This window comes from Flagellimonas olearia (genome assembly GCF_009184425.1).
GTDB lineage: Bacteria > Bacteroidota > Bacteroidia > Flavobacteriales > Flavobacteriaceae > Flagellimonas > Flagellimonas olearia.
In genome coordinates this window covers 279936-306722 of the sequence record NZ_WELG01000002.1, presented here as the reverse complement: position 1 = coordinate 306722, position 26787 = coordinate 279936, and the positions used below count along the sequence as shown (strand labels likewise).

General features: G+C 43.8%; 27 protein-coding genes. 16 read left to right on the top strand and 11 right to left on the bottom strand.

All coding sequences use genetic code 11. From position 1 onward, the window contains the following. The first annotated feature begins 27 nt into the window (after positions 1-27). The gene (pckA, locus tag F8C76_RS10715) at positions 28-1644 is read left to right on the top strand and encodes a phosphoenolpyruvate carboxykinase (ATP) (RefSeq protein ID WP_152131723.1); all 1617 of its coding nucleotides are present in this window, start codon (positions 28-30) and stop codon (positions 1642-1644) included. A gap of 57 nt (positions 1645-1701) precedes the next feature. Here pckA and F8C76_RS10710 read toward each other — a convergent pair whose 3' ends face one another. From F8C76_RS10710 to F8C76_RS10700, 3 genes are read right to left on the bottom strand one after another with little or no spacing between them, the layout of a single operon-like run. Next, the gene (locus tag F8C76_RS10710) at positions 1702-2445 is read right to left on the bottom strand and encodes a uroporphyrinogen-III synthase (RefSeq protein ID WP_116216349.1); all 744 of its coding nucleotides are present in this window, start codon (positions 2443-2445) and stop codon (positions 1702-1704) included. A 7-nt stretch (positions 2446-2452) separates the two neighbouring features. Next, on the bottom strand, positions 2453-3109 hold the full coding sequence (locus F8C76_RS10705) for a DUF4271 domain-containing protein (protein ID WP_152131722.1): 657 nt from the start codon (positions 3107-3109) through the stop codon (positions 2453-2455). Continuing rightward, positions 3106-4767: a glycosyltransferase family 39 protein gene (locus F8C76_RS10700; protein ID WP_152131721.1), complete on the bottom strand. Its 1662-nt coding sequence runs from the start codon at positions 4765-4767 to the stop codon at positions 3106-3108. Before F8C76_RS10700 ends, F8C76_RS10705 begins: the two co-directional genes overlap by 4 nt. A gap of 119 nt (positions 4768-4886) precedes the next feature. On the opposite strand from F8C76_RS10700, the gene F8C76_RS10695 reads away from it, so the two are divergent. The 3 genes from F8C76_RS10695 to F8C76_RS10685 are packed head-to-tail and all read left to right on the top strand — an operon-like array spanning position 4887 to position 7378. Continuing rightward, positions 4887-5615 carry a polyprenol monophosphomannose synthase gene (locus F8C76_RS10695; protein WP_129653590.1) on the top strand — a complete coding sequence of 243 codons (729 nt, stop codon included), beginning with the start codon at positions 4887-4889 and terminating at the stop codon, positions 5613-5615. A gap of 2 nt (positions 5616-5617) precedes the next feature. Continuing rightward, positions 5618-6952, top strand: coding sequence for a dihydroorotase (locus F8C76_RS10690; RefSeq protein ID WP_152131720.1), 1335 nt, complete (start codon positions 5618-5620; stop codon positions 6950-6952). Between the two features lie 3 nt (positions 6953-6955). Further along, positions 6956-7378, top strand: coding sequence for a DUF4296 domain-containing protein (locus F8C76_RS10685; protein ID WP_152131719.1), 423 nt, complete (start codon positions 6956-6958; stop codon positions 7376-7378). Here the strand turns inward: F8C76_RS10685 and F8C76_RS10680 are convergent. Then, entirely contained in the window at positions 7375-8373 is a 999-nt protein-coding gene (locus F8C76_RS10680) for an NAD-dependent epimerase/dehydratase family protein (RefSeq protein ID WP_152131718.1), read from the bottom strand. The genes F8C76_RS10685 and F8C76_RS10680 overlap by 4 nt on opposite strands. 84 nt (positions 8374-8457) lie before the next feature. On the opposite strand from F8C76_RS10680, the gene tyrS reads away from it, so the two are divergent. After that, positions 8458-9753: a tyrosine--tRNA ligase gene (tyrS, locus tag F8C76_RS10675; protein WP_152131717.1), complete on the top strand. Its 1296-nt coding sequence runs from the start codon at positions 8458-8460 to the stop codon at positions 9751-9753. 35 nt (positions 9754-9788) lie between these two features. Here tyrS and F8C76_RS10670 read toward each other — a convergent pair whose 3' ends face one another. The 6 genes from F8C76_RS10670 to F8C76_RS10645 all read right to left on the bottom strand — a co-directional run bounded on the left by F8C76_RS10670 (position 9789) and on the right by F8C76_RS10645 (position 17572). Next, the gene (locus F8C76_RS10670; protein ID WP_152131716.1) at positions 9789-10334 is read right to left on the bottom strand and encodes a quercetin 2,3-dioxygenase; all 546 of its coding nucleotides are present in this window, start codon (positions 10332-10334) and stop codon (positions 9789-9791) included. Positions 10335-10452: 118 nt separating this feature from the next. After that, positions 10453-11439, bottom strand: coding sequence for an acyl transferase (locus tag F8C76_RS10665; RefSeq protein ID WP_152132867.1), 987 nt, complete (start codon positions 11437-11439; stop codon positions 10453-10455). A 66-nt stretch (positions 11440-11505) separates the two neighbouring features. Then, a complete protein-coding gene (locus F8C76_RS10660; protein ID WP_129653584.1) occupies positions 11506-11829 on the bottom strand; it encodes a T9SS type A sorting domain-containing protein in 324 nt (107 codons plus the stop codon). Between the two features lie 144 nt (positions 11830-11973). After that, complete coding sequence (locus F8C76_RS10655; protein ID WP_129653583.1) at positions 11974-12282, bottom strand: T9SS type A sorting domain-containing protein; 309 nt, start codon at positions 12280-12282, stop codon at positions 11974-11976. A gap of 154 nt (positions 12283-12436) precedes the next feature. Next, positions 12437-14674, bottom strand: coding sequence for a beta-helix domain-containing protein (locus tag F8C76_RS18850; protein ID WP_211372149.1), 2238 nt, complete (start codon positions 14672-14674; stop codon positions 12437-12439). A 63-nt stretch (positions 14675-14737) separates the two neighbouring features. Continuing rightward, positions 14738-17572 (bottom strand): TonB-dependent receptor, encoded by a 2835-nt coding sequence (locus F8C76_RS10645; RefSeq protein WP_249042402.1) that lies wholly within the window; start codon positions 17570-17572, stop codon positions 14738-14740. Between the two features lie 193 nt (positions 17573-17765). Between F8C76_RS10645 and F8C76_RS10640 the strand changes: the two genes are divergently transcribed. Continuing rightward, positions 17766-18452 carry a response regulator transcription factor gene (locus tag F8C76_RS10640; RefSeq protein ID WP_129653581.1) on the top strand — a complete coding sequence of 229 codons (687 nt, stop codon included), beginning with the start codon at positions 17766-17768 and terminating at the stop codon, positions 18450-18452. Continuing rightward, on the top strand, positions 18452-19510 hold the full coding sequence (locus F8C76_RS10635) for a sensor histidine kinase (protein WP_152131714.1): 1059 nt from the start codon (positions 18452-18454) through the stop codon (positions 19508-19510). The genes F8C76_RS10640 and F8C76_RS10635 overlap by 1 nt, the downstream gene beginning before the upstream one ends. Here the strand turns inward: F8C76_RS10635 and F8C76_RS10630 are convergent. After that, positions 19432-20547, bottom strand: coding sequence for a glycosyltransferase (locus tag F8C76_RS10630; protein ID WP_152131713.1), 1116 nt, complete (start codon positions 20545-20547; stop codon positions 19432-19434). The genes F8C76_RS10635 and F8C76_RS10630 overlap by 79 nt on opposite strands. Positions 20548-20630: 83 nt before the next feature. Here F8C76_RS10630 and trmB point away from each other — a divergent pair, with 83 nt between their 5' ends. The 9 genes from trmB (at position 20631) to F8C76_RS10585 (ending at position 26740) form a co-directional block, all read left to right on the top strand. After that, complete coding sequence (gene trmB / locus F8C76_RS10625) at positions 20631-21299, top strand: tRNA (guanosine(46)-N7)-methyltransferase TrmB (RefSeq protein WP_152131712.1); 669 nt, start codon at positions 20631-20633, stop codon at positions 21297-21299. A 3-nt stretch (positions 21300-21302) separates the two neighbouring features. Next, positions 21303-21932 carry a LysE family transporter gene (locus F8C76_RS10620; protein ID WP_152131711.1) on the top strand — a complete coding sequence of 210 codons (630 nt, stop codon included), beginning with the start codon at positions 21303-21305 and terminating at the stop codon, positions 21930-21932. A 1-nt stretch (position 21933) separates the two neighbouring features. Next, a complete protein-coding gene (locus F8C76_RS10615; protein ID WP_152131710.1) occupies positions 21934-22260 on the top strand; it encodes an MGMT family protein in 327 nt (108 codons plus the stop codon). A 127-nt stretch (positions 22261-22387) separates the two neighbouring features. Beyond that, on the top strand, positions 22388-23527 hold the full coding sequence (locus F8C76_RS10610; RefSeq protein WP_129653575.1) for an Mrp/NBP35 family ATP-binding protein: 1140 nt from the start codon (positions 22388-22390) through the stop codon (positions 23525-23527). 2 nt (positions 23528-23529) lie between these two features. Further along, positions 23530-23769, top strand: a complete 240-nt coding sequence (locus tag F8C76_RS10605; protein WP_129653574.1) for a NifU family protein — start codon at positions 23530-23532, stop codon at positions 23767-23769. A 65-nt stretch (positions 23770-23834) separates the two neighbouring features. Further along, positions 23835-24893, top strand: a complete 1059-nt coding sequence (locus F8C76_RS10600) for an NAD(P)/FAD-dependent oxidoreductase (RefSeq protein WP_152131709.1) — start codon at positions 23835-23837, stop codon at positions 24891-24893. Positions 24894-24923: 30 nt separating this feature from the next. Next, positions 24924-25280: a four helix bundle protein gene (locus tag F8C76_RS10595; RefSeq protein WP_129653572.1), complete on the top strand. Its 357-nt coding sequence runs from the start codon at positions 24924-24926 to the stop codon at positions 25278-25280. 25 nt (positions 25281-25305) lie between these two features. Next, positions 25306-25638 (top strand): 2Fe-2S iron-sulfur cluster-binding protein, encoded by a 333-nt coding sequence (locus tag F8C76_RS10590; protein WP_129653571.1) that lies wholly within the window; start codon positions 25306-25308, stop codon positions 25636-25638. Positions 25639-25705: 67 nt separating this feature from the next. Beyond that, on the top strand, positions 25706-26740 hold the full coding sequence (locus F8C76_RS10585; protein WP_152131708.1) for a TPM domain-containing protein: 1035 nt from the start codon (positions 25706-25708) through the stop codon (positions 26738-26740). Positions 26741-26787 lie beyond the last annotated feature (47 nt).

Sequence of the window (26787 nt, the reverse complement as noted above, 5' to 3'; positions counted from 1 at the left end):
GTTTTGCAGTATATAAAAAACGAACCAATGAAAGCTTCCACATCAGCTTCGAAAACGATTTCGCTTAAATCATATGGAATAGATCATAAAAACTTCCATTACCAACTTTCCCCAGAGGAATTGCACAATATTACCTTGGAAATGGGCATGGGAAAAGAAGCCTCTTCTGGGGCTTTGGCCGTAAACACTGGGGAATTTACCGGAAGGTCGCCCAAGGACCGTTTCATCGTCAAAGATGCCATTGCCGAAGATAAGGTGTGGTGGGGCAATATCAACATCCCTTTTGAGAGTGAAAAGTTTGACCAACTCTATGATAAGGTCATCGCATATCTTAACGAAAAGGAGTTGTTTGTACGGGATTCCTATGCTTGTGCGGACCCGGCATATAAAATGAACCTAAGGGTCATTAACGAGTACCCGTGGTCCAATATGTTTGCCTATAATATGTTCTTACGGCCAACAGATGAGGAGCTGGATGGTTTTGAACCGGAATGGACCGTGGTCAATGCGCCCGGTTTTATGGCCAACCCTGAAGTGGACGGGACCCGTCAACATAACTTTGCCATTTTAAACTTTACCAGAAAGATTGCCCTGATAGGAGGAACCGGATATACGGGAGAAATCAAGAAGGGTATTTTCTCTGCCCTGAATTTTATACTTCCAGTATATAAAAACACGCTACCCATGCACTGTTCCGCAAATGTTGGAGAAGAGGGTGATACGGCTATTTTCTTTGGGCTTTCGGGTACGGGAAAGACTACCTTGTCCACGGACCCCCATAGAAAACTTATTGGAGATGATGAACACGGATGGACAGAGGCCAATACCGTTTTCAATTTTGAGGGAGGTTGCTATGCCAAGGTGATTGACCTTTCCGAAGAGAGTGAACCCGAGATTTATGGAGCGATCAAAAAAGGGGCCATTTTGGAAAATGTAATCATGGATGATGCTGGAGTAGTTGATTTCTCAAACACCTCAATAACACAGAATACCAGGGTAAGCTATCCCATTTATCACATAGACAATATACAGGAGCCATCGATTGGGGAAAATGTAAAGAATATCTTTTTCCTTACCGCCGATGCCTTTGGGGTGTTGCCTCCAATTTCAAAGTTGACACCTGCCCAAGCGGCCTATCACTTTATATCAGGGTATACCGCAAAAGTGGCCGGTACCGAAGCTGGGGTGGTTGAACCCCAACCTTCCTTTTCAGCATGTTTTGGTGCGCCGTTTATGCCATTGCATCCTACCAAATATGCCGAAATGTTGAGCAAGAAAATGAAAGAATCCGGAGTGGACGTATGGTTGATCAATACGGGGTGGACCGGTGGACCTTATGGAGTAGGTACACGAATGAAGTTGAAATATACCCGGGCCATGATCCATGCGGCCTTGAACGGGGAACTTGGCCTCTATTGCTATGACAGATACCATATCCACTCGGTATTTGGTGTGGCACAACCCAGGGAATGCCCAGGGGTTCCCACCAAGGTGTTGAGCCCAAGGGCTACTTGGAATAATGATGAGGCGTACTACAAAACGGCCTTTAAATTGAGCAATGCGTTTAGGGAGAACTTCAAGAAGTTTGAAGCCTATGCCAACGAAGAGATTAGAAGGGGCGGTCCCCAACGCTACGCATTCTAATGATAACAAAAAGCCCGGTCAATACCGGGCTTTTTTATAATATGTTCCAATAAAATCTTACTTATTTACGCTGGTAATGTATTTCTGTAGCGCCATGGTCATGGATGGTGTTTCCGGGGTTGGAGCTTGAATGTCAATTCGAAGGCCGGCATCGGTAGCAGCTTTTACAGTGCTATTGCCAAAAACGGCAATGCGGGTGTTGTTCTGCTCAAAATCCGGGAAGTTCTTCAGAAGGGATTCAATTCCAGATGGGCTAAAGAAAACCAAAACATCGTAATACACGTTTCTAAGGTCTGAAAGGTCACTGATGACGGTCTTATAGAAAATGCCGCGTTTCCAATCTACGCCCAACTCGTCCAAAGCTTGGGGCACTGCTGCCTTAAGGGCATCGGAGGAAGGTAAAAGGAATTTTTCGTCCTTGTATTTTTTGATAAGCGGCACCAATTCATTGAAGGTACGCTTGCCAACGTAGATCTTACGCTTTCTATAGACCACATATTTCTGCAGATAGTAGGCCACGGCCTCTGACTGACAGAAATATTTCATGGTGTCAGGAACCTTAAAACGCATTTCCTCGGCAATCCTGAAAAAATGGTCGACAGAGTTTCTACTCGTCAAGATGATTGCCGTAAAATTGTTCAGATCGATTTTTTGCTGCCGTACATTTTTGGCTTCAACTCCCTCTACATGGATAAAAGGCCTAAAGTCTACTTTAACCTTTTCTTTCTCGATCAATCGTGAGTAAGGAGAGTTTTCGATTTTGGGTTCTGGTTGGGAAACCAAAATTGTTTTTACTTTCATAAGCTTTTCAATCTTTTAGATAGCTTCCAATTATCACCAAGGGCGCAATTTCGAGTGCGCAAAGGTACAAAATAAAATAGACAAAATACGGAAACACAGCTTTTTGATAGTTCTTCAACAGCTTTACGATTCCTATGCCATTTATAAGAAGAATTAAGACTATGGCGGTATAAACTACGGTTTTTGAGTCTTTTAGAATATATATTAATATGGTATTGGCCACACACAATATAAGGCTTCCATAATTGAAATAGGAAGTTTTGCTAAAAATCAAACCTGATACAAGTTCTTGTGTGTTAAAAGCATATGCCTTTAGAAATTGGACGGCGAATTTTAGCAATTGGAACAAGGCCAAGAAACCCATAAGCACAAAGAAGACTGTCAGTGGGTTGCCTTCGGGCATGGCATTGAAGATGCTTAGAGCAATAAACACAAACAAGGAAAGATTCACCAATTGGAATAGGGTAAGCAATATGTGGAACCAGTTTAAGAGTTGCCCTTTTTTGTTATGCAAAAGCACATATTTGTCATTGAACGGTAAAATCACAAAATTAAAAAACTTGCTGTGGTACAAGTACTTTCCCAAGGCAAGGATCAGTAGACCAACGAATAGTACAATCGTCATCCAATCCAAAGAATTTATGGTCTTCTCAATGGGAATCATTCTTGTATTTTTATGGGTTTTCCATTTAAACCGGGAGGCAAACCATGTTCTGATATGCCTATCCTAAAATACACCGGGTTGTCCATTGTTTTTGGCAAAGGAAGTTCAAACGTGTAAAAAACGGTATCCTTTGTTTTTAATATGGCACGGTCCGGGGATAGGTTGCCCACTTTTAAAGGGAGCATTTCCTTGACCTGCTTGTATGCGTTGGAATACGAAATGGTATATTCTAACTCTTCAAGGGGAATATCAAATGAATAAGGGTTGTACACTTTTAAGGTGTGCTCTATTCCTATTTCCGGCTTTTCAACAATGCACTCCAATTTTCGATACGGTTGGAAGTTTTCCATGAATACCCCATAAAAAACCGTACTGTCAGGTTGCCTGTATTGGAGGTCACCACTTTTTCGGTATTTACTTACATAGACCACTTTTTTTCCTCTTACCTTTTCTTCGGAATCGTCTATGGAATATTGGTTCTTTCGATACATGAAATTGTTCAGTGAAATGGCCGGTACCCTGGTATTGAACTGGTATATGGGCGCAAGCCGGTATGAATTTTCAAAGATAATGGGAGCATCTCCTGCCTTGGCATGGAGCTCCTCCACCCAACCTTCATTGGCATGGGTCTCATATAGCATGGGAAACAGGGGCTTGTACACTAGCCAAGCCCTGGCATAAAGCAATAAAACCACACTCGCCAAGCCTATTCTGTACATCCATTTTCTGCTTTTGGAATTTTCTATCAAGTAATTAAAGGCAATGATCGCCAAAGGGATGGAAATGACAATGGCCCATTGCGCCTGTACCCGCCTATTAAAGCTCGATATGAAAAAGAAAATTACAATTCCGTAGACGAGGTATACCAAAGCCTTGGAAAAGGTATCTGTGGCCTTAAATTTAAAAAAGGAGGCGTAAACCCAATAAAACAACAGACCAATAATAACGATGAGATTTAAGAAATATCCTAAGGTAAACCCTTCAAAGGAATAGGCTTGATTGGGGCGCTCATACAAATGAAAAGTGATCGATACAAAATCGTTTTGATACAACCAGACAAAATGCGGGGTGTAACAGATCAATGCCAAAGCCACGGCCAGCCAAGCTTTTGGATTAAAAATAAGCTTGACATTGGAAAGGAATACGAACAGAATCACCAAGACCGCATGGTACTTGCTATACATTAAGGCCGCCATGACCAGACCCAGAAGAACCGTGGTCAAAATGGAAGGGTCTTTCAGAAAACGTTTGTACAACCAGAGGAAGAGAGCGGTGAAAAACAAAAGAGGGGTATCCGGAAGGGTCAAAAAGCCATAGGCGTTCATCAAGGTAAAGGAGAACACCAATAGAAAAAAGTGAACCACATAATCCTTCTTTTTGGGATTGTCAATCAGTAACCATAACAAGATATATGTGCCAACCGATAGAATACAGCTCATAAAACGGACTCCAAGTTCCCCATCAAAAAACAGACTGCCCATCTTTATTAAAAAAGCCACCATGGGCGGATGGTCAAAATATCCCCACGACAGGTTTTGGGCGTAGTACCAATAGTAGGCCTCATCATAAATAAGTTCCGTAAAATATCCTTGAACAAGATTTAGGACAAAAACTATGGACAGTAGTACAAGAAAAAGTTTAGGAAACTTTTGGGTCATTAAATGGATTTTTGATGGCCAAAGTTACAAATATTGGTGAACAGGCTATCTAGGCATGGGTGGAACAAGTTGTTTTGGCAAACAAGAAAACCGTATTTTTGAGCTTTAATTGATATCGAATGGCGGACGGCTTGGTGATTATACCCACTTTCAACGAGATTGAGAATATTGAGGCCATTGCAAAAACGGTTTTTGACCTTAAGAAGGATTTCCATGTTCTTGTGGTGGACGATAATTCCCCCGATGGTACGGCCCAAGCGGTCAGGTCTTTGCAGGAAGAATACCCCGATAGGTTGTTCTTGGAGGTTCGTAAGGAAAAATCGGGCCTGGGAACGGCGTATATCCATGGGTTTAAATGGGCTTTGGAGCGGGATTATGAATATATTTTTGAGATGGATGCCGATTTTTCGCACCGTCCTGCAGACTTGTCCCGCCTTCATCGTGCTTGTCTTAACGGAGCCGATGTGGCCGTGGGTTCCCGATATAAAAAGGGGGTGAATGTGGTCAACTGGCCGCTTTTTAGGATTCTGTTGTCCTATGGGGCATCATTCTATGTGAAATTCATTACCGGGATGAAGGTGCATGATCCTACGGCAGGGTTCATATGTTACAAACGCGAAGTTTTGGAAAAAATCAAGTTGGACAATGTCAGGTTTATAGGATATGCCTTTCAGATTGAAATGAAATACAGGGCTTACCTCCAAAAGTTCAAGATAGAAGAAGTGTCCATCATTTTTACCGATAGGGTCAACGGGAAATCAAAAATGAACTCGGCCATCATCCGGGAAGCCATATTCGGGGTCATTGCCATGAAATTTAGAAGCCTTTTTTTCAGAAAGAACTTTTAGGAATGTCAAAAACACTATTGAAGAATGCCAAGGTGGTCAATGAGAACCACATTTTTGAAACCGATCTGCTGTTGGAAGGGGACTTCATTGCACGAATCGATTCAGACATTTCAGATGCCAATGCGCAAGTCGTGGATTTGAACGGAGATCTATTGTTGCCGGGCATCATAGACGATCAAGTGCATTTCAGGGAACCCGGGCTTACCCATAAGGGGACCATTGCCACGGAAAGCAGGGCGGCCATAGCAGGAGGTATCACCACCTTTATGGAGCAGCCCAATACCAATCCACAGACCACTACCCTCGAAAAATTGGAGGAGAAGTTTGCCATTGCCTCCACGGACGCTTATGCCAACTATTCGTTTCTGTTTGGGGGCACCAACGATAATTTGGAGGAACTCAAACGACTGGATAAAAATGCTTGTTCCGGAGTGAAACTGTTTTTGGGATCTTCCACGGGAAATATGTTGGTGGACGATGAGGCGGTTTTGGAAAAGATTTTCAGCAATACGGAGATGGTGATTTCGGCACATTGCGAGGATGAGGGGACCATTAGGGCCAATATGGCCAAATATCAAGACATGTATGGGGACAATATCCCTGTGGAGCTCCATCCTATAATTCGAAGTGCCGAGGCCTGCTATCTATCGTCTTCCAAAGCCATAGCCTTGGCAAAGCGGACAGGTGCCCGTTTGCATGTTTTTCATGTTTCCACAGGAATTGAAACGGATTTGTTCACGAATGCCATTCCCCTCGAAGAAAAGAAGATCACTGCGGAGGTTTGTATCCACCATTTGTGGTTTTCTGATGAGGACTATGCCGAAAAAGGCACCTTGATCAAATGGAATCCTGCGGTGAAGACCAAAAACGATCGGGAAAAACTCTGGGAGGCTCTTTTGGATGATAGGATAGATGTTGTGGCCACTGATCATGCCCCCCATACCTTGGAAGAAAAACAAAACCCATACACCAAGGCCCCATCCGGAGGCCCATTGGTGCAACACGCCTTGTTGGCCATGCTACAAAAGGAACAAGAAGGTAAGATCAGTTTGGAGAAGTTGGTGGAAAAAATGTGCCATAACCCCGCAAAACTCTTTGATATTGATAGGAGGGGCTTTGTGCGTGAAGGCTATTATGCCGATTTGGTGCAGGTGACCCGTAATTCACAAAACGAGGTTAAAAAAGCCAATATTTTCTATAAATGTGGTTGGTCTCCCTTTGAAGGGGTTACTTTTGGTTCCGAAGTGGCACGTACCTTTGTGAATGGGCACTTGGCTTATGATCATGGGATTTTTTCCGAAAAGAAAAACGCCAAAAGACTCACGTTTAACCGATAGGGCATGAGAAAGCTTGTTTTGTTCTTGATGGGAATCTTAATCCTTTCGTGCGGCGAGAAGGTGGTGGAAAAACCGGAAAACCTTATTCCAAAGGAGAAAATGGCCGATATTCTGCATGACTTGGCCCTTATGAACGCCGCTAAATCAGCCTTTAGCAAAACATTTGATGAAAATGGGATTGAGATCATGGATTTTATCTACAAAAAGTATCAAATAGATAGTGTGCAATTTGTGGAGAGCGACCTGTATTATGCCTCAATTCCTTTGGAATACCAATCCATCTATGAAGATGTGGAAGCTAGAATTGATGAACGCAAGAACATGATGGATAGAATGACCAAAAAAAGAAATGATAGTATTAGAAGGGCCCAAGAAAAACGGAGGGATTCCATTAGGAGTGCAAAGGACAGCCTTGTAGACCCCTAATCAGGAAACTTGGAACAACAAAAATCAATTGCGGTATCCAAGTCCTCAAAGTCAAAATCAAGTACTTTCTTCAATTTTTGATGGCTGTAGATGTCTTGGTGTCGTAGCCCCTTGACCATAGCTTTGGTGAGTCTCCGCCTTTTTCCCAATAAAGAGCTTCGCAGTCCGTCCAAACGCCACATAAGTTCCAACATCCAAAAGGATACTTTTTTTGTGGGGGATGATACCCCCAATTTTGGAGCAATTTTATGGAACAGTTCCCCATACGTTAAATTTTCACTGACCAAGATGAACCGCTCTCCAGTGATATTGGATTCCATTAGGGTTTGCATAGCCTTGACCACATCATTGATGGATACAAAACCGGTACCACCAGGGATATAATTGGTTTTGCCTTTGGCAGCATAGGTGAAAAAACTTCCACTTCCAGATTTCCAAAATCCAGGTCCAATCACCACACCAGGGTTCACAATAACTACTTTTAGCCCTTCCTGTGAGGCTCGCCAGACCTCCAGCTCTGCATCGTGTTTGGTAATTCCGTATACCGAAGCATTGGTGTTGTTCCATTCATTGTCCTCAGTCACTTCTTTGTCCATTTTGGAAGAACCTATGGCGGCTATGGAACTTACATGGCAAAGTTTTTTTACGCCATGCTTGAGGCTTAGGTTTACGATGTTGGCCGTTCCCTCTACATTGGTCGCGACCAAGGTTTTGTACATTTTGGGATCAAAGGAAATTAGGGCAGCACAATGGTACACCTGTTCAATTCCGTGAAACAGCTGGTCCAAGTCGCCAATATGGGTGATGTCTGCCTGTACCCATTGTATTTTTTCCAGTAACGTATCGGGTTGGTCTGTGTAATAGCCAAAGACCTTGGCCACTTTTTGGAGTGCATCCTTGCTTCTATAGTTGGCTCTCACCGCATTTCCATTTTTTATCAAGTGGAAGAGTAAGTGCGAACCTATCAATCCAGTGCCTCCTGTTACCAATATCATATGATAAAAGTACCTATTTGTACTGAATTTATTGAGGTAAGTGGCAACTTCATTTTATATTTGCAGCTATTCAAAAAGTCGACCATGGAGAAGAATTTTGTTCAGGAACTGCAGTGGAGAGGAATGATACACGATGTAATGCCCGGTGCCGAGGAGCATCTTATGGAAGCTATGCGTGCTGCTTATGTGGGAATCGATCCCACAGCGGATTCGTTGCATATTGGGCACTTGGTGGGAGTGATGATGCTGAAACATTTTCAATTGGCCGGCCATAAGCCTTATGCCCTTGTGGGTGGTGCCACGGGAATGATCGGGGATCCCTCAGGAAAATCGGCCGAACGGAATTTGTTGGACGAAGAGACGCTTCGACATAACCAAGAGGCCATAAAAGGGCAGTTGAGTCGTTTTTTGGATTTTGAAAGTGATGTGCCCAATGCTGCGGTATTGGTGAACAATTACGATTGGATGAAGGATTTCTCATTCTTGGAGTTTATACGCGATGTGGGAAAGCACATTACCGTCAACTACATGATGGCCAAGGATTCGGTTAAAAAACGACTTTCGGCAGACGCCAAGGAAGGAATGTCCTTTACAGAGTTTACCTATCAATTGGTGCAAGGGTACGATTTTTTACACCTATATCAAGCGCATGACTGTACCCTTCAAATGGGTGGAAGTGATCAGTGGGGAAATATTACCACGGGCACGGAACTGATCAGGCGAATAGGGAACGGAAAAGGCTACGCCCTAACCTGTCCTTTGATTACCAAGGCAGATGGAACCAAATTTGGGAAGACCGAAGGGGGAAATGTTTGGTTGGATGCAGAACGGACCTCACCCTATAAATTTTACCAGTATTGGCTGAACACCTCGGATGAGGATGCCGAAAAGTATATCAAGATATTTACGTTTCTGAGTCAACAAGAAATAGAAGACTTGGTAGCAGCACATAAAGAGGCCCCCCATTTAAGGGAACTTCAACGGAAATTGGCGGAAGAGGTCACTACCATGGTGCATTCCAAGGAAGATTTGGAAAATGCCATAAAGGCCAGTGCAATTCTCTTTGGTAAATCCACTTCCGAGGATTTAAAGCAATTGAACGAAAAGACCTTTTTGGATGTTTTTGAAGGGGTTCCCCAAGCGCAAATAGCAAGGGAGGAGATAGCTTCTGGCTTGGATATGATTGGAGCCTTGGCCGCAAAAACCGGTTTTTTGGGATCTAATGGCGAAGCAAGGAGGGAACTAAAACAGAATTCCATTTCGGTGAATAAGGAGAAGGTAAAGGAAGATTACTTAATAACCGAGGCCGATTTGATCAACAACAAGTTTGTCCTGTTACAGCGGGGCAAAAAGAACTACTTTGTTCTGGTAGTGGAATAAATGATAAGGGCCATCTTTTAAGATGGCCCTTATTTTTAGGCGATGAAGGAAATTCCGTAACGGCCACAGATTTCGCTTACTTTGGCGAAGTCTGGTGGACCTGGGGGCAGATTCCCCAACTCTTCGAACATGTGCTCCAATCCTGCAGGGAAAACACTTAAAATGGTTCGGCAATCTTGATCACCCACTACTTTCCATGTATGAGGGACATTTTTAGGGGCAAAGGCAAGGTCTCCTGCTTTTAAAACAGTGGTTTCATTTCCAACGGTAACTTCAAGCTCACCTTCCAAAACTTTGAATATTTCATCCTCTTTGGTGTGTACATGGGGAGGGATCATGGTGCCGGGAGGATTCACTTCCTCAATCAATGTGAACATGCCATTGGTGTCCTCTCCAGTAAGTTTAAAGGTTTGTTGGTCTCCAATAACGTTTACCTTCTTGCCTTCGCCCTTGCGTACTATTTTAGGGGTCAATGGATTGCCTCCTTTATCGGAAGTTGTTGAAAAATGGGCAAATGAGGGCAAAGATGCAAGTGCGGCGGCCGAAAGGGCACTTCTTTTTAAGAATGCATTTCTATCCATAATTGTTGGTTTGTTTGATTATGCCTATCAAATTACATAAAACTTTGAAACCACGGATAATGGATATATAAGGTGGTTGGATTTATGTGTGGATTGATGGAATTCGTTACTTACCCTGTCAAAGGACCAGAAGGTTACAGCCCCGTATGTCCGAATTGTCAAACCTGCCCAGAACTTCAAAAGTTCCATTGGCATAGGGTTTTCCCAAGTCCTGTGTGGCAATAAAAGAGCAGGAATGGATGTTGGCCAGATCAATGACGTTTATACCACCTGTTTTACCGTGGGATTGAAGGCTTAAAGGGTCTTCCGTGTCGCGGGTCAGGATTTTCATCCATGGTGGGGCCTTAAAAATACCATTGCCTTGTGAATAGGCTTGGGACAAAAGCTCCGTCATACCATATTCGGAATGTATGTTGGGAACCTTAAAGGCATCTTTTAAGACGTCATGGAGTTCGGTACGAATCAATTCCTTACGACGCCCTTTCATTCCACCAGTTTCCATGATGGTGGTATGTTTTAGGGAAATGGGAAATTGCTCGGCCAAATCCAGAAGGGCAAAGGAGACACCAATCAATAAGGTCTTGGAACCAGAAACCTCCTGTGCTTTCAGTTTTTGATGAAGGTCCTTAAGGTTGTACAGATAAAATCCACTATCGGGATGTTGCGAACGGGATACCAGTTCATTTACCATATAGACCAATGACGACCCAGAGCGCTCCAAATAGGAAGGTAATAGGGCCAGAACACATAATTCTTCCACAGGTCCATAAAACAATGTAAAGGCTTCCATAAAGCTACGTTCATACAAGCTTAGGTCGGCCACATAATGTTTACTTGTTGTATTTTGGGTAGTACCACTGCTCTCAAAAATGGCTTCCGGTTTCTTTGGGGAGGAGACGACGTTTTTCGACTTAAAAAACTCGATGGGCAAAAAAGGGATTTCCGAAGGGTGGAGAACATTGGAAGGGCTTTTTCCCAAGTGATTGCAATACGTGCCATAAACGTTGTTGGCACTGTACTGGAAACGGAATATTTCCATGGCCAAGGAATCAAATTCATTGGAGTTTTGAATGGAGAATAGTTGTTGAAGGTCCGTGTTGTCCATTGGGCCGTAAAAGTACCCAAAAATAAAAAGCCCCACGTTTAGAGTGGGGCTTTTAAGATATGTTTTTTACTTCACGACCAGCTTTCGGGTCATGGTTTTTTTCTGTTCGGTTACTTGCAGGACGTAGACTCCAGGTACCAGTCGCGAGATGTCCAAGGTATTGGTGGATATGCGATCGGTAAGGACAACCTCACCAAAAACATCATACACTTTTATCTGCTTGGTCCCGTTGGATTCCGTGGTAATGTACACTTCTTCGCCATAAGCAGGATTGGGGTACATTTTAAAACCCGTGAGTTCTTGTAGGGGCTCAGTGTTTACACTGACCAACTCTTGACCGTAGGTGAATATAGGTAAAGCCATAATGAGAACAAAGTAGAGTTTCTTCATGAATGCTGATTTGGGGTCTATGCAATGTAAAAGTATGTAAATCAGTAGGGAAGGGCTACAAAATGTTGTGAAATGGGAGTTTCTGTAGGTGAAAAGGTAAAAGTTGTGGTGTGTGGTGCTTGTAATGTGGTGAAAAAGCCCGAATTACTTGACAATAAGCTTTCTGGTAGCCACTTTGTTGTTTTCCAAAACCCGCAAAATATAAACACCTTTGACCAAACGGGAAAGGTTGAGTTCCTTGCCTAAAATGGTGGTTTGGAGTACTTGGGTTCCCAATACGTCAAAAATAAGAATCTGTTTTGGGGCGTTATCCTTTGTCTCAATAAAAACCTTGCCCTGGGTCACGGGGTTTGGATACAGCTTAAACCCATCAATATCTGAACTAGAGGTAGTTTCCTGCGAAAAACCAAGAGTACAGACAAAAAAGAAAATGATAAGGTAAAAGTGCTTCATAAAGTATTGATAACAAAGGCTGTGCCACAAATATAAAAAAATATGTCCGCGATGCTGGAGCCGTTCAACGAATTGTATTTCTTTTTTCGATGAAATGCAAAAAAAGAGCCCCACGATCGTGGGGCTCTCAATATAATGTAGAAAATCTATGTGATTATTCAATACCTACAGTCCAACCTGCAGCCCAATCGGGTTCGCCGGCACCGTTACCGGCACCTGTGTTGTCACCTACAGTCAAGAAATCTTGATTCAGTCCAGCATAGTTGGTATTCACAAATCCCAAGGCTGGAGATGCAAACTGGATTGGGGTGATAGAAAGGTCGTCTGCCTCAATACGAACAGCAGCTTCAGCATCCGTACCGGTTACATTTACTCCCAAATCAACACCACTGGTGTAGAAGTTGGTAATGGTAAAGTTACCACCACCTTCTTTAAAGAAAAGAGCACCTTCAGTAACAGGACCAACCACAGTGATATTGCTCAAAGTAGTAGTGGTCACAGGAGTGGCATCGCCATCATCACCGTTGTTGGAGCCTTCGATACCCGCTTTGGCACCACCGGCAATATACCAGTAGCTACCGTTACCGGTCCATCCGTCAGCAAAGTCAATGGAATCATCACCGCTGCCTATGGATACCAAGTAGTTTCCGTTTACGGTACCACCAAAGAACTCGATACCATCGTCACCTCCGTTGTAAGACTGAACATACTCGAAAGTAGTCCCGGAACCAACACCGAACAAAGAAACTCCATTGAATTCTTTATCATTGGAGAATGTGGCACCAGTATATTCAACACGTAGGTAGGTAATGGAACCAGAGTCATCATCGGAAGTATTTCCACCATAGGTAAGGTCACCCACTTCTGTGGTTACATCTTCACCTTTGTTGGTAGGGGCATCACCAGCAATTACCAATCCACCCCAATCACCTTGTGCAGGAGTTTCGCTGGAAGAAGTCATTACTACAGGAGCAGCAGCAGTACCGTTGATAAAGATCTGGGCACCTCTTTCAACACCAATAAAGGCAGCAGTACCACCAGAAGCTTTAATGGTTGTACCGGCAGGAATGGTCAAGGAACCACCTGATTTTACAACAAATCCGCTAGTCAAGAAGTATTCCACGGAAGCGCTCAATTCTACATCACCAGTGATTTCACCGGCCAAGTTTTCGCTTGAGGAAGCGCTATTTTCCAAACCTGTGGTCCAGCCGGCAGCCCAATCAGGGGATGCAGCACCGTTACCGGCACCTGTGGCAACACCTTCAGTGTAGAATGCTTGGTTAAGACCTGTATAATCTGTAGCCTCGAAACCAGTTGCAGGATCTGCAAACTGAATGTTGGTGATAACCAAATCGCCATTTTCTATACGAGTGGCGGCAGGAGTGTCACCATCGGTTACGTGAACGGCTAGGTCAATGTCAGAAGCATAAAAGTTGTCGATGGTAAAGTTACCACCACCTTCTTTAAAGAAGAGGGCACCTTCGGTAACAGGACCAACCACGGTAATATTGCTCAAGGTAGTTGTGGTCACAGGAGTGGCATTACCGTTATCCCCGTTGTTGGAACCTTCAATACCGGCTTTGGCGCCACCGGCAATGTACCAGTTGCTACCGGAACCTGTCCATCCATCAGCAAAGTCGATGGAATCATCTCCACTTCCAATAGATACCAAGTAGTTACCATCTACAGTACCACCGAAGAACTCGATACCGTCATCACCACCGTTGAAAGACTGAACGTACTCGAAAGTAGTCCCGGAACCAACACCGAACAAAGAAACTCCGTTGAATTCTTTGTCATTGGAGAATGTGGCACCGGTATATTCTACACGTAGGTAGGTAATGGAACCAGAATCGTCATCGGAAGTAGAACCACCATAGGTAAGGTCACCTACTTCAGAAAGTACGTCTTCACCTTTGTTGGTAGGGGCATCACCGGCAATTACCAATCCACCCCAATCACCTTGTGCAGGGCTAGCAGCATCTGAAGTCATGATAACAGGAGCAGCAGCTGTACCGTTGATGAAAATCTGGGCACCTCTCTCAACACCAATAAAGGCAGCAGTACCACCGGAAGCTTTGATGGTTGTACCGGCAGGAATAGTCAAAGCAGCACCTGCTTTTACAATATAGGAGCCGGTTAGGGTATATTCTTTGGAAGCATCCAATTCGGTATCCTCGGTTACTTCGCCTGAAAGTTCAACGGGTGGCTCAACACAAGCAGTACATGATCCCCCGCAGTCAACTCCGGTTTCATCCCCGTTCTGAATGTTATCTGAACACGTGGCTACCGGGTCTGGGTCAGGAGCAGGGCCATTGTCATCGCTCATACAAGAGACTACCAAGGCCGCTGAAGCGAAGCTTAGGACAAATTTTAAAAGTGATTTTTTCATTGTTATAGTTTTAGATTTAAATATTTGGATTAATATTCATTTACTGGTTGATATTCAGTGTGTTTAGAATTTATAGGTCAAGGATAGACTAAAGTCAACCCCTTTTTTGTATGATAAAGCGGTCACTGGACCATCTTCCAAAAAGCCAGGAATAGCTGGGTTTTCGGTGTCCAAATCCCCTTCTGCATTTTCATTGACCCTTTCAACAGTTGGGTTTAGGAGGTTTCTCATGTTCAATCCAATTCCAAAATGGTCTCCCAATTCCACGGCGGTAATCCAATCAAGGGTAACAAAACCTTTGTCTACCAAATGCCCTCTACCGGTACTTCCCAAAGCGTAAATACGGTCAGAGAAATAGTTGGCCGCAACCGTAGATCTCAGGTTTCTATTCTCGGAAAACTCCGTGTAGTAACTGGCATCGAGATTGAAAATAAAGTCAGATGCCCCTTGCAACGGCGCTTTTGTATTGGTGAACGCAGCTGCAAACATGGTTTCATCCGAAACTTTTTGGTAGTCCAATTCTTGATTGGTGTTCAAGTAGGAAACGTTACCGCCAATAGATAGTCTGTCGGTCAATATGCTTTCGGCAGTTTCCCTTTCATTTTCTATCACGTCCAGTTTCACTTCCAACTCAGCACCAAAGGCCGTGGCATGGTCGCCGGTATTGGCATAACTTAAATTGTTGGCGGCCGATACGATCAAGAAAGTGTTGATGGGGTTTTCAATATACTTCCCAAATACGGCAAAGGATACCAATTCGCTTGAAGAAGGGAACAATTCCCATCTTAAATCGAAGTTGTAGTTGGTGGAATTCTGAAGGGCGGGGTTACCTTGTGTATCTTGGTTGATCTCTTCCTGGAAAAGGAAGGGTGCCCGTTCCTTGAATTGTGGCAATGTATAGGTTTTACTGGCTGCAAACCTTAGGTTTTGCTTTTCGTTCAACTCATACTTGAAGGCTAGCGAAGGCAAGAACTCAAAGGTGTCCAATTCGCTACTGTCGTCTCCTTGGATAACGGTACTCCAGTCAATGTTCTGGGTGATTTGCTCACCCCTTGCGCCGGCAAACAGGGTGAATTTAGGAGAGAACTTGTATTCCAAGGTCAAATATCCTGCATGGATCTGCTGCTCCCCACCGTAGGTCTGCGGGTCAAGGGCACCTTCCGTGGAAGCAGTTCCCCTAAAAGTCCGTATTTGCCAAAAACCGGAGTTGGGACCATATTCATCAAAATAGGCATCGATGTTGTATGGGTCAACGAAGGGTTGGTTGGCCACGTTCAATATTTGGTAGTTGAACTGGGTGGCATCAAAAGCAACATTTTTTAAACGACCGTTGTATCCCACGGTAAGTTTTCCGTCAAATCCGTCATCCTCATTTTTCTTGAATTTGAAAGAAGTTGAAAGGTTTGCAGAGACTTCCTCCTCTTGTAGCTCTTGGAAAAACCTATGGTTTGCCGAGGCAGCGGAAACCAATCTAAAGGATTTAGGTCCTTCGGGGTCGTTGTTGGAGTATGGCAAAAGAATATTTTGACGACGGTCTGGAATCAAGTTCTGTACATAGTTGTATCCCAAGCCCCAGTTCACTTCAAATTTTTCACTTACATCGTGGCTTCCCAATAATTGGTTAACCGCAAGCAAGGTCTTCTCAAAAGTATTCCGTTGGATGAAACCTCCTCCGTTGGGGGCATCATCTTCCCTATCCAAAATACCGTTGAACTCCTCATGTTTTTGCTCGGTATTGTTGAGCAATAAATAGTTGTATCGGATATCATGGGCACTACCTAAACGAAGTCCTACATTACCCATAAGGGTAGTGGCCGTTTTGTAGCTGTATTTTTGATAATCAAAGTCAGAATTGGGCAATCCGGTTCCTAAGTTGGGGGCACCTCGGTTCACACCTTCCCTGTAAGAGTTTCCATTGCTGAACGAACCAACGGCAAAGAAGCTCAATTTGGAGTTTTCACCAATATTGAAGGAATCCCCTCCCTTAAGCGAAATGTTGGAATTGATGGGTGTACTCTTACTTTCGCGGTCCCAACTGGTATCAAAACTATTGTTGAAGGCCCCACTAGGGATGGATTTGTCATAAAATCCGGTGAAATTGGGCCCATCGAACAAGTAAAAATCATCAACACCAATAGCTTCGGTGTTGACTCCTGAACCTACGCCAAGCTCCATAAAACCGGAACCGGTATAGTTACGGGATACAATATTGATGTTCGCCCCACCAAAGTCACCATAGTTTTGTGCATTATAGGTCTTGTCTATTCCTATGGATTCAATGATGCTGGTGCCAAATAGACTTAGGTCAATATTCTTTTTGGCGGTGTTGTTGGAGGGTAATGGAAGTCCGTTGAGGGTGGTAATGTTGAATCGGTCTCCCAAACCTCTTACATAAACATTGTTGGAACCTTCTTCGCGGGAAATCCCAGTAACTTTGGTAACGGCCGTAGCGGCATCACTGGCCCCTTTTCTGGCCAATTCCTGGGCTCCAATGGAGGTTTCCAAGGTAATGGCCCTCTTTTGGTCCAAAAGCAATGCAATTTCTGAATCCTTCCGGGCAACGGTGGTCACTACAACTTCGTCCAAGGCCAATCCGGAAGATGCACTCATGGGAACGTTTACGCTGGTTACTTTGCCAGCAATTACTTCCACATTTGGAATTTCAACAGTTTCATAGCCCAAATAGCTATAGGTCAACGTGTAGATTCCGGGCTCAACGCTTGGAATCTCATAGAGACCATCAAAATCTGAAGTGGTACCCATTGTGGTACCTTTAATAAGTACATTTGCAAAGGCTAAAGGCTCATCATTGAGCTCTTTGTCGGTCAGCTTACCCACTATACTTCCAGTGGTTTGCTGCGCTACTACTTGCATGGTGCATGCAAGGGTAAAAATCATTAAAAAATATTTCATTATCAGCTAAGTATTTGGCGCAAAGAACGCCACGGCCTGTAAAAGCGATGTTAGCTGTATGTTAAGTGTTTATTGGAAAACCGTTACAATAATGTTACGGGATTAAATCAACGTTAAGCATTTATGGCATTATAGTATTATCTTTACATTTGGGCGATTAACTTAGAAATACCATCCCATGAAAACTAAGGATATTAAGATTTTACTTGTTGATGATGAGCCTGATATTCTGGAGATTGTAAGCTACAATCTTTCTTCTGAAGGCTATGAGGTCTTTACTGCCAAAAACGGCGTGGAGGCTGTTGCAAAGGCGAAGAAGAAGAACCCGCATTTGATCATCATGGACGTTATGATGCCAGAAATGGACGGCATTGAAGCCTGCGAGGTGATCCGTAACACCCCAGGATTGGAAAATACCATCATCACATTCCTTACTGCCCGAGGGGAAGACTATTCCCAAGTAGCCGGTTTTGATGCGGGTGCCGATGATTACATTACCAAGCCCATAAAACCAAAGGTCTTGGTGAGCAAGGTGAAAGCCTTGTTGCGAAGGTTGAAGGAAGAAAAGAAAGATCTTGAGGAAATTGTCAAGGTGGGTAATATTGTCATCAATAGGGAAGAGTACAAGATTATCAATGATGGTGAGGAAATTGTACTGCCCAGAAAAGAGTTTGAATTGTTGTCACTTTTGACATCCAAGCCCAGCAAGGTTTTCAAAAGAGAGGTCATTTTGGATAAGGTTTGGGGCAATGAGGTGGTCGTTGGAGGACGTACCATAGACGTGCACATCAGAAAACTTCGTGAAAAAATAGGCGATCATCACTTTAAAACCGTTAAGGGTGTAGGGTATAAGTTTGTTCTATAATGGCCATTCAGATACGGAAATCCTATAAGTTTGCCTTAAGGTCATCCCTTCTTATCACCCTATTTACCACAGCCTCCATTATTGCCTTCCAGTTTGTAAAGGGGCAATTGGAGTGGTTGTATACCATATTCTATGCCGCGGGCTGCTTTGTGATTTGTTTTGCGGTTCTCCAAATGCGGGTGGAGCGTTTTATCTACAGACGTATCAAGAAAATCTACGATGATGTCTCTTTGCTGGAATCTTCCTCTTTTTCTTCAAAGCCCGTCACTACGGATATGAAGACCCTTACCGAAGAGATAGAAAAGTTCGCCGAGGGCAAAAAAATAGAGATAGATACCTTGAAGATCAGGGAGGAATACCGAAAAGACTTTTTAGGTAACGTATCCCACGAATTGAAAACACCCCTTTTTACCGTGCAAGGCTACATCCTTACGCTACTGGATGGAGCTATGAAAGACAAAAAAATCAGGGAGAAATATCTGCAACGCGCCAACAAGGGCGTGGAGCGTTTGATCTACATTGTAAAGGATTTGGACCTGATTACCAAATTGGAAGTAGGGGAGCTAAAACTGGACCGTGAGAATTTTGATATTATTGAGCTCATCCAAAACGTGTTTGATCTTTTGGAGATGAAGGCGGCCCAAAAAGAGATTACCCTCACGTTTGATATGGAATACCCCAATCCCATTTATGTCAATGCCGATCGGGAAAAGATACAACAGGTGATCAGTAACCTGTTGGTGAACTCCATCAAGTACGGTTCTCCCAAAGGAACCACGGAAGTAAGCGTGGAAAACCTGATCAAGAACAAAGTCATCATAAGGGTAACGGATAATGGCGGAGGTATCCCAAAGCAACATATCCCCAGACTTTTTGAGCGGTTTTATCGAGTGGACCAAAGCGGTAGCCGTAGCGAGGGGGGCTCAGGATTGGGTCTTTCCATTGTAAAGCATATCATAGAGGCCCATGGAGAGAAAATCTATGTGGAAAGTGAAGAGGGTATCGGGTCCGAATTTTCATTTACCCTAGAGAAAAAGACCGAAAACAAATCCGAATAATCCAGTTCCGACTCGAATTGGTTCAACCCTTGGAAATCATCCATTCGGCTTAAGTCTTCCAAAGTAAAATCCTCTTGATGGCTGTAGGGGACCAATCCATGTTTCTCCAACCGCTTGGCCAAATATTCTTGCTCATATTGACCCGGGGTTGGAATAAAAAAGGCCTTTTTTTCCAGTTTGGCCAAGTCCATTACCGTGGTATACCCCGATCGGCACAATACCTTTGCACTTTGATTCAAGGCCGTTTGAAGTTCTTGCGACTGCATAAAATTATACAGCAAGATGGAACCTTTTGGGGTTGATAGTTTTTCTTGGGTCTGGGCTTCCTCTATTTTCCCCTTCACAAAAAGTATGTTCCCCTCAAAACCTTGGAGTTCGGACAATAGTTTTTCTTCCAAAAAGGTTCTTTGCGGCTCCGGACCGGACAGCAAGACCATAAGATCATGGACCATAGGAGAATGCTTTTTTTCAAACCGGCTCAGAGGACCTAAATACCGAATGTTCAATTTGGATTTTTTTAGATGTCCCAATTTTCCGGTAAGGTTGGGTTTGTCCTTCACATCGGGCACCCAACAGGCATTGAATTTCTTTATGATTTTTTGATGGGCCTTGGAACTCATCCATGTGGTGTTTCCAGAAAGTACATTGAGTTGGTGGGTAATAAAAACACAGGGCACCTTTTTATAGAACACCCCCAATCGGTTGTCGGAAATGATACCGTCCAACCCATACTCCTTCACCAACTGCTTTACGGCCTTCTTTTCATCGGCCATGGCCTTGAGAACTTTGGGTGAATCCCAGATCATTTTGATCTTAAAGTTCTTTCCTTTTTCGGCATAGGTGATTTTGTAGGACGGCAATTCGAACGAAGGCAATTCCGGAAATTCCTTTTGTAAAAGGGATAGGGCAACCCCATCCGAAGCAATAAAAGGCTGATGGCCATGGTTCAATAAAGCCTGTATAATGGGGATGCAACGTGTGGCATGACCCAATCCCCAATTCAATGGGGCTACCAAAATGCGTTTGGAACTTTGCATAAATGCAAAAAAACAAAATCCATATTGCTTGTGGATTTCCTTAGTTTTGCCAAAACATTAAATTATTGCTCAATCTGTAAGCGGTGGGAAGTAAGAACAAACTAAAACGGTTCAGGGAAAACGAAACTTTTACCAATGTGGTACAACCTACAAGGGATGAGGTTTTGGAAGGATTTGAATGGAAAGGCAAATGGAACGCTTTTTTCAAGAACAATAACCCCATTGTCCTGGAATTGGGCTGTGGAAAAGGGGAGTACACAGTGGGTCTGGCCCAACGCAACCCGGACAAAAATTATATTGGGATAGATATTAAAGGAGCCCGGTTCTGGCGGGGAGCCAAGTCCGCCTTGGAACATGGATTGGACCATGTGGCATTTTTGCGCACCCAAATTGAGTTGGTAGATCAACTTTTTGGCGAAAACGAAGTGGATGAAATCTGGATTACATTCCCAGACCCACAGATCAAGTACAAACGCACCAAGCACCGTCTTACCAACCCCGTGTTTCTCCAAAAGTACAAGCAGATTCTTAAACCCAAGGGAGTTGTCCACCTAAAGACCGATAGTGAATACATGCATGGGTACACCTTGGGACTTTTGCAAGGATTGGGGCATGAAATTTGCTATGCCAACCATGATGTGTACCGAAATGAGGGTAGTCCATCCGAAGTTTTGGAAATACAGACATTCTATGAAAATCAGTATCTTGAAGCAGGAAAACCGATTACCTATATTCAGTTTAGGATCAACTAACCAATGACCCATATTATCATCCTCTTTTTTGCCACGTTTTCGGCAGCCTTCATGGCTACAGTGCCGCCAGGTTTGCTCAATATGAATGCGGCCAAGACCAGTGTGGAAAAAGGAAAATTAAATGGCATTGTTTTTAGTTTGGGGGTTTCCTCAATGATCATGGTACAGGCGTATGTGGCCGTGCTCATTTCCAAGTTTTTGTATAGAAATCCAGAGGTAATAGACCTACTGTTAAAAATCGCCCTTGTGGTGTTTGCGTTTTTTGCAGTCTTCTTTTTTGTCACGGCTAAACGAAATAAAACACAGAAAATCAAACAGGTCAACGTCAGTAAAAAGAACAGTTTTTACAAAGGTGTATTATTGGCGGCTTTGAATTTACTGACCATACCCTACTACAGCGGGCTCAATGCCATGTGGAACGAAGCCGGATGGATAAAATTTGAGGCCAAGGACATCACCACATTTGTAGTGGCTGCCGGTGCCGGAACCTTTTCGGTACTGTATTTGTATACCTTCTATTTTGATAAGTTGGAGACCAAGACCAACCGATTCTCAAAAAACTCGAACTACATTTTAAGTGCGCTCATGCTCGTATTGTTGGTGATTACCCTGATTCGAATTTTTTATCGCTGATATGGAAGAAGAGAGCTTTTTTGACAAAGTCTATCAAGTGGCCCAACAGATTCCGTATGGCAGGGTCACTTCGTATGGGGCCATTGCCAAGTATTTGGGAGCGGCCCGAAGTGCCCGTATGGTGGGCTGGGCCATGAACAATTCCTCAGCAAAGGATGTGCCTGCACACAGGGTGGTAAACCGGGTGGGGGTATTGACCGGAAAACACCATTTTGGCGGAACCAATCTCATGCAGCAGCTTTTGGAAAATGAGGGGGTCCAGGTGAAGGATAACCAGATTGTGGATTTCCAAAAATACTTCTGGGACCCTATGAGGGAATTGGGCTGAAAACCTGCATAAGCAGTACCAATCACACCATCTTCATTTTCAATGGGCAAACTTCCAATAATCCATGCCTAAGGCGTATCTTTGTAATTTAGAATCAATACAAACGACTGCAGAAAAAATAAGATTGATGAAGCTGAAAAAAGCAGATATCCTAAAAGCGTTGGAAAAAATATCCGCACCGGGTGAAGGCCAGAATATTGTGGAAAGCGGTGGGGTGACCAATGTCCAAGTGTTTGGTGATGAGGTGGAAGTGGACGTGACCATAAAAAACCCAAGTCTTCAGGCCAAAAAGAAGACTGAAGTGGAGATTTTAAAGATCATCCATAGCGAGGTCTATGAAAAGGCCAAGATAAAGGTCAACCTAAAGGTTGATGCCCCGGCCAAGCCCAAGGTGAACCAGATAAAGGGAAACCCTATTCCTGGCATCCAGAATATTATCGCCGTGGCCTCCGGAAAAGGCGGTGTGGGAAAATCCACGGTAACGGCAAACTTAGCGGTTACCTTGGCCAAAATGGGCTTTAAGGTTGGGCTTTTGGATACGGACATCTACGGACCGTCCATGCCCATTATGTTCGATGTGGCCACAGAAAAACCTCTCTCCATCAATGTAAACGGCAAGGCCAAAATGAAACCCATTGAAAATTATGGGGTCAAATTATTGTCCATTGGTTTTTTTACGGAACCCAACCAAGCCGTGATTTGGCGGGGACCCATGGCCGCAAAGGCGTTGAACCAGATGATTTTTGACGCCCATTGGGGCGAGTTGGACTTTTTGTTGTTGGATTTGCCTCCCGGGACCGGGGATATTCATTTGAGTATCATGCAATCCATGCCTGTAACAGGGGCCGTAGTGGTAAGTACTCCACAGGAAATCGCATTGGCCGATGCCCGAAAAGGGGTGGCTATGTTCCAGCAGGAAGCCATAAACGTACCTGTTCTGGGAATCGTGGAAAATATGGCCTATTTCACTCCAGCAGAGCTGCCTAACAACAAATACCATATCTTTGGGGAAAACGGGGCCAAAAATTTGGCCGAGGATTTGGGAGTTCCCTTTTTGGGAGAAATTCCGTTGGTCCAGAGTATTCGGGAAGCAGGGGATGTAGGAAGACCGGCTGCATTGCAAACGGCAACCCCAACAGAAGAGGCTTTTGAAGAACTTACAAAAAGTGTGGTGCAGGAGTTGGTCAAGAGAAACACGGACCTTCCTCCCACCGAGGCAATAAAAATTACAACAATGGCTGGTTGTGCCGCCGTTAAAAAGAAATGAGCATGACATCAGAAGAGATTAAAACCAATGTAGAAAAGGCGTTGGATGAAATCCGACCTTTCCTTCAGAGTGATGGCGGGGACATTACATTGATTTCAATAGATAACGACAGTTCCGTAAAGGTACGTTTGGAAGGAAACTGCATTGGATGCAGTGTCAACCAAATGACCCTCAAGAGTGGTGTTGAAATGACCATCAAAAAATACGTTCCACAAATAGAGGAGGTCATCAACATTAGTTAGATGACAAAAATCATGAATCCTTTCCAAAGCAAGTGGTAAGTTGCATCCCTCAAAATTTTTGTTGAATGATTAAGACCGATATACTGATTATTGGAGCGGGACCTACGGGTCTTTTTGCTGTTTTTGAAGCGGGCCTATTGCAACTCAAATGCCATTTGATCGATGCCTTGCCACAACCCGGAGGACAATGTGCCGAGATATACCCAAAGAAGCCCATCTATGACATTCCTGGTTATCCAGAGGTGTTGGCTGGGGAATTGGTGGACAATCTCATGGAACAGATAAAACCCTTTCAACCCGGATTTACCTTGGGAGAACGGGCAGAAACCATAGAAAAGCAAGAAGATGGCTCTTTTGTGGTCACTACCAACAAGGGAACCCAACACCAAGCTCCCGTAGTGGCGATTGCCGGTGGACTGGGTAGTTTTGAGCCTAGAAAACCGTTGTTGGAAAACCTGTCCAAGTATGAGGACAACGGGGTGGCCTACATGATCAAAGAACCCGAAATGTATCGCAACAAAAAGGTGTTGATTGCCGGCGGAGGAGATTCTGCGTTGGACTGGTCCATCTTTTTGGCCGAGGTGGCCGATGAGGTAACTTTGGTACACCGCCGAAACGAATTTAGAGGGGCTTTGGATTCCGTGGAAAAAGTGCAGCATCTCAAGAACCAAGGGAAAATCAATCTGATTACCCCGGGCGAAGTAGTAGCCTTGCATGGTACGGACCAACTGGAGAAAGTAACGGTCAAGAATACGGATACGGACCAAGATATGGATGTTGAGGTAGACCATTTTATCCCGCTCTTTGGACTTTCCCCAAAATTGGGGCCCATTGCCAACTGGGGACTCGAAATTGAGAAAAATGCCATTAAGGTGGACAATACATTGGATTATCAGACTAATATTCCAGGGATTTATGCCATTGGAGATGTCAATACCTATCCAGGGAAATTGAAACTGATTCTATGTGGGTTCCATGAGGCCACATTGATGTGCCAAAGTGCCTATCAACGTATCCACCCTGATAAAAAATATGTAATGAAATATACAACGGTCGGAGGGGTAACCGGTTTTGACGGAAGTAAGAAAGAAGCCCCCAAAGCCGTGGTCAAAGCAATAGATTAGCTTTCAGGAATTAGGAGCTAGGATCTAGGTATGGCGGTTCAAAGATTTGAAGATTTAATTGTTTGGCAAAAAGCCCAAGAACTTGGTGTGATGATTTATACCGAGTTTCAAAATTGCAATGATTTTGGATTTAGGGACCAAATAAGAAGAGCTGCTGTATCCATTTCCAATAATATTGCTGAAGGGTTCGAAAGAAGTTCAAATTCAGATTTTTCCAAATTTTTGTTTTATTCCCTTGGTTCCAATAGTGAAGTTAGATCAATGCTCTATCTTGCCATAAAATTGAAATTAATTGAGAAGAAAAAGGCAGATTTGTTAATTGATGCGACCAATGAAGTTTCAAAACTATTATACGGATTGATAAAATCCATGAAAACCAATTCCTAACCCCTAATCACTTTTTCCTTTACGAATGAGCGATATTAAGATTACAATTACTGACAGAGAAGGTGTGGCACACGAAGTGGATGCACCAACAGACATGAACATGAACCTTATGGAAGTGGTCCGTTCCTATGAATTGGCCCCTGAGGGCACCATCGGGATTTGCGGTGGAATGGCCATGTGTGCCTCCTGCCAGTGCTATGTGCAGTCGGACCATCAGCTTCCAGAAAAGTCGGATGATGAGGACGCTATGTTGGCCGAGGCCTTTTTTGTAAAGGATAATAGTCGCTTGGGTTGCCAAATCCATATTACCGAAGATTTGGACGGTCTTAAAGTGGAGCTTGCCCCAGCGGAAGATTAGTTCTGTAACGGAACCAGAATTCTAACAAGCAACAAAACCCTATCTTTAGTCTTTCTTGTATGACAACATGAGAAAGGCACTACTTTTCCATTTTTTTCTTTTGGTGTCGGTTTTGGGCTTTGCCCAACAATCGTATCCGGACTTGAGGGCCATTGTTACCGATAGTGCGCAAATCTTTACACCGGAACAGCTTAGCTCATTAACGACCAAACTCAACCGTTTTGAATCGGAGACCACCAACCAGTTGGTGATTCTTACCATTACCGAATTGGGAGATGAAACCATTGAGGGATATGCCAATGGTACGTTCAACCAAAACCGATTGGGACAAGAGGACAAGGACAATGGCATTTTGATACTTTTCTCGCAAAATGACCGGGAAGTACGCATTGAGGTTGGATATGGTTTGGAACCCCATATCACGGATGCCGTGGCATCACGGATCATCAGAAACACCATGATCCCCAAATTCAAGGAAGAAGACTATTTTGGTGGGCTGGATTTGGCCACGGACCAGATCATTGAATTTCTCCTTGACCCCGAAGCCCTCGACGAGTTTAACGCAGCAATAGAGGCCGAGAATGAAATGCCATGGTGGGCTATGGTGATCATCACTGTATTCCTTTCGGTTTTTATAGCGGCAGGGGGATTTGTCTTTTACAAGGCATATACCGGATTTTTGGAAATGTTCAGGGGTATGTTTATTGGGAAGTTGGGACTGTTTCCCGGTATTTTCATGATGGTTTTTTCACTGATGCAGATTGCTTTCGGATTGGTATTTATTCTAATGCCCTTATTTTTTCTATCCATGTTTTATGGATTGGATTTTGATCCTGAACAATGGTCGGGAGACCTTTCATGGCTCTATTACGCATTAGGCGGATTTATATTGTTCACCATTCTTCTAGCCATTTTGAAAATCAAGTTAAAGGGAGAAGAGAACTTCAAGTTATCTTGGGTGAAATCGGATAGCAGTTATATGAGCAAGACCTTTTCCTCATCGGGCACCCACTCCTTTGGTTCTAGCTCGGGGGGCAGTTCCAGCAGTTTTTCGGGCGGAGGGGGAAGCTCTGGAGGAGGCGGTGCCAGCGGCAGTTGGTAAATCAATGGGAATTCCTGTATTTTCACAACATAAACAAACTACCTCAA

Excerpts from the sequence above, each read along its gene's own strand:
- pckA (WP_152131723.1), top strand. The coding sequence starts at position 28 with ATGAAAGCTTCCACATCAGCTTCGAAAACGATTTCGCTTAAATCATAT.
- F8C76_RS10710 (WP_116216349.1), bottom strand. The coding sequence starts at position 2,445 with ATGAAAGTAAAAACAATTTTGGTTTCCCAACCAGAACCCAAAATCGAA.
- F8C76_RS10705 (WP_152131722.1), bottom strand. The coding sequence starts at position 3,109 with ATGATTCCCATTGAGAAGACCATAAATTCTTTGGATTGGATGACGATT.
- F8C76_RS10700 (WP_152131721.1), bottom strand. The coding sequence starts at position 4,767 with ATGACCCAAAAGTTTCCTAAACTTTTTCTTGTACTACTGTCCATAGTT.
- F8C76_RS10695 (WP_129653590.1), top strand. The coding sequence starts at position 4,887 with ATGGCGGACGGCTTGGTGATTATACCCACTTTCAACGAGATTGAGAAT.
- F8C76_RS10690 (WP_152131720.1), top strand. The coding sequence starts at position 5,618 with ATGTCAAAAACACTATTGAAGAATGCCAAGGTGGTCAATGAGAACCAC.
- F8C76_RS10685 (WP_152131719.1), top strand. The coding sequence starts at position 6,956 with ATGAGAAAGCTTGTTTTGTTCTTGATGGGAATCTTAATCCTTTCGTGC.
- F8C76_RS10680 (WP_152131718.1), bottom strand. The coding sequence starts at position 8,373 with ATGATATTGGTAACAGGAGGCACTGGATTGATAGGTTCGCACTTACTC.
- tyrS (WP_152131717.1), top strand. The coding sequence starts at position 8,458 with ATGGAGAAGAATTTTGTTCAGGAACTGCAGTGGAGAGGAATGATACAC.
- F8C76_RS10670 (WP_152131716.1), bottom strand. The coding sequence starts at position 10,334 with ATGGATAGAAATGCATTCTTAAAAAGAAGTGCCCTTTCGGCCGCCGCA.
- F8C76_RS10665 (WP_152132867.1), bottom strand. The coding sequence starts at position 11,439 with ATGGACAACACGGACCTTCAACAACTATTCTCCATTCAAAACTCCAAT.
- F8C76_RS10660 (WP_129653584.1), bottom strand. The coding sequence starts at position 11,829 with ATGAAGAAACTCTACTTTGTTCTCATTATGGCTTTACCTATATTCACC.
- F8C76_RS10655 (WP_129653583.1), bottom strand. The coding sequence starts at position 12,282 with ATGAAGCACTTTTACCTTATCATTTTCTTTTTTGTCTGTACTCTTGGT.
- F8C76_RS18850 (WP_211372149.1), bottom strand. The coding sequence starts at position 14,674 with ATGAAAAAATCACTTTTAAAATTTGTCCTAAGCTTCGCTTCAGCGGCC.
- F8C76_RS10645 (WP_249042402.1), bottom strand. The coding sequence starts at position 17,572 with ATGATTTTTACCCTTGCATGCACCATGCAAGTAGTAGCGCAGCAAACC.
- F8C76_RS10640 (WP_129653581.1), top strand. The coding sequence starts at position 17,766 with ATGAAAACTAAGGATATTAAGATTTTACTTGTTGATGATGAGCCTGAT.
- F8C76_RS10635 (WP_152131714.1), top strand. The coding sequence starts at position 18,452 with ATGGCCATTCAGATACGGAAATCCTATAAGTTTGCCTTAAGGTCATCC.
- F8C76_RS10630 (WP_152131713.1), bottom strand. The coding sequence starts at position 20,547 with ATGCAAAGTTCCAAACGCATTTTGGTAGCCCCATTGAATTGGGGATTG.
- F8C76_RS10620 (WP_152131711.1), top strand. The coding sequence starts at position 21,303 with ATGACCCATATTATCATCCTCTTTTTTGCCACGTTTTCGGCAGCCTTC.
- F8C76_RS10615 (WP_152131710.1), top strand. The coding sequence starts at position 21,934 with ATGGAAGAAGAGAGCTTTTTTGACAAAGTCTATCAAGTGGCCCAACAG.
- F8C76_RS10610 (WP_129653575.1), top strand. The coding sequence starts at position 22,388 with ATGAAGCTGAAAAAAGCAGATATCCTAAAAGCGTTGGAAAAAATATCC.
- F8C76_RS10605 (WP_129653574.1), top strand. The coding sequence starts at position 23,530 with ATGACATCAGAAGAGATTAAAACCAATGTAGAAAAGGCGTTGGATGAA.
- F8C76_RS10600 (WP_152131709.1), top strand. The coding sequence starts at position 23,835 with ATGATTAAGACCGATATACTGATTATTGGAGCGGGACCTACGGGTCTT.
- F8C76_RS10595 (WP_129653572.1), top strand. The coding sequence starts at position 24,924 with ATGGCGGTTCAAAGATTTGAAGATTTAATTGTTTGGCAAAAAGCCCAA.
- F8C76_RS10590 (WP_129653571.1), top strand. The coding sequence starts at position 25,306 with ATGAGCGATATTAAGATTACAATTACTGACAGAGAAGGTGTGGCACAC.
- F8C76_RS10585 (WP_152131708.1), top strand. The coding sequence starts at position 25,706 with ATGAGAAAGGCACTACTTTTCCATTTTTTTCTTTTGGTGTCGGTTTTG.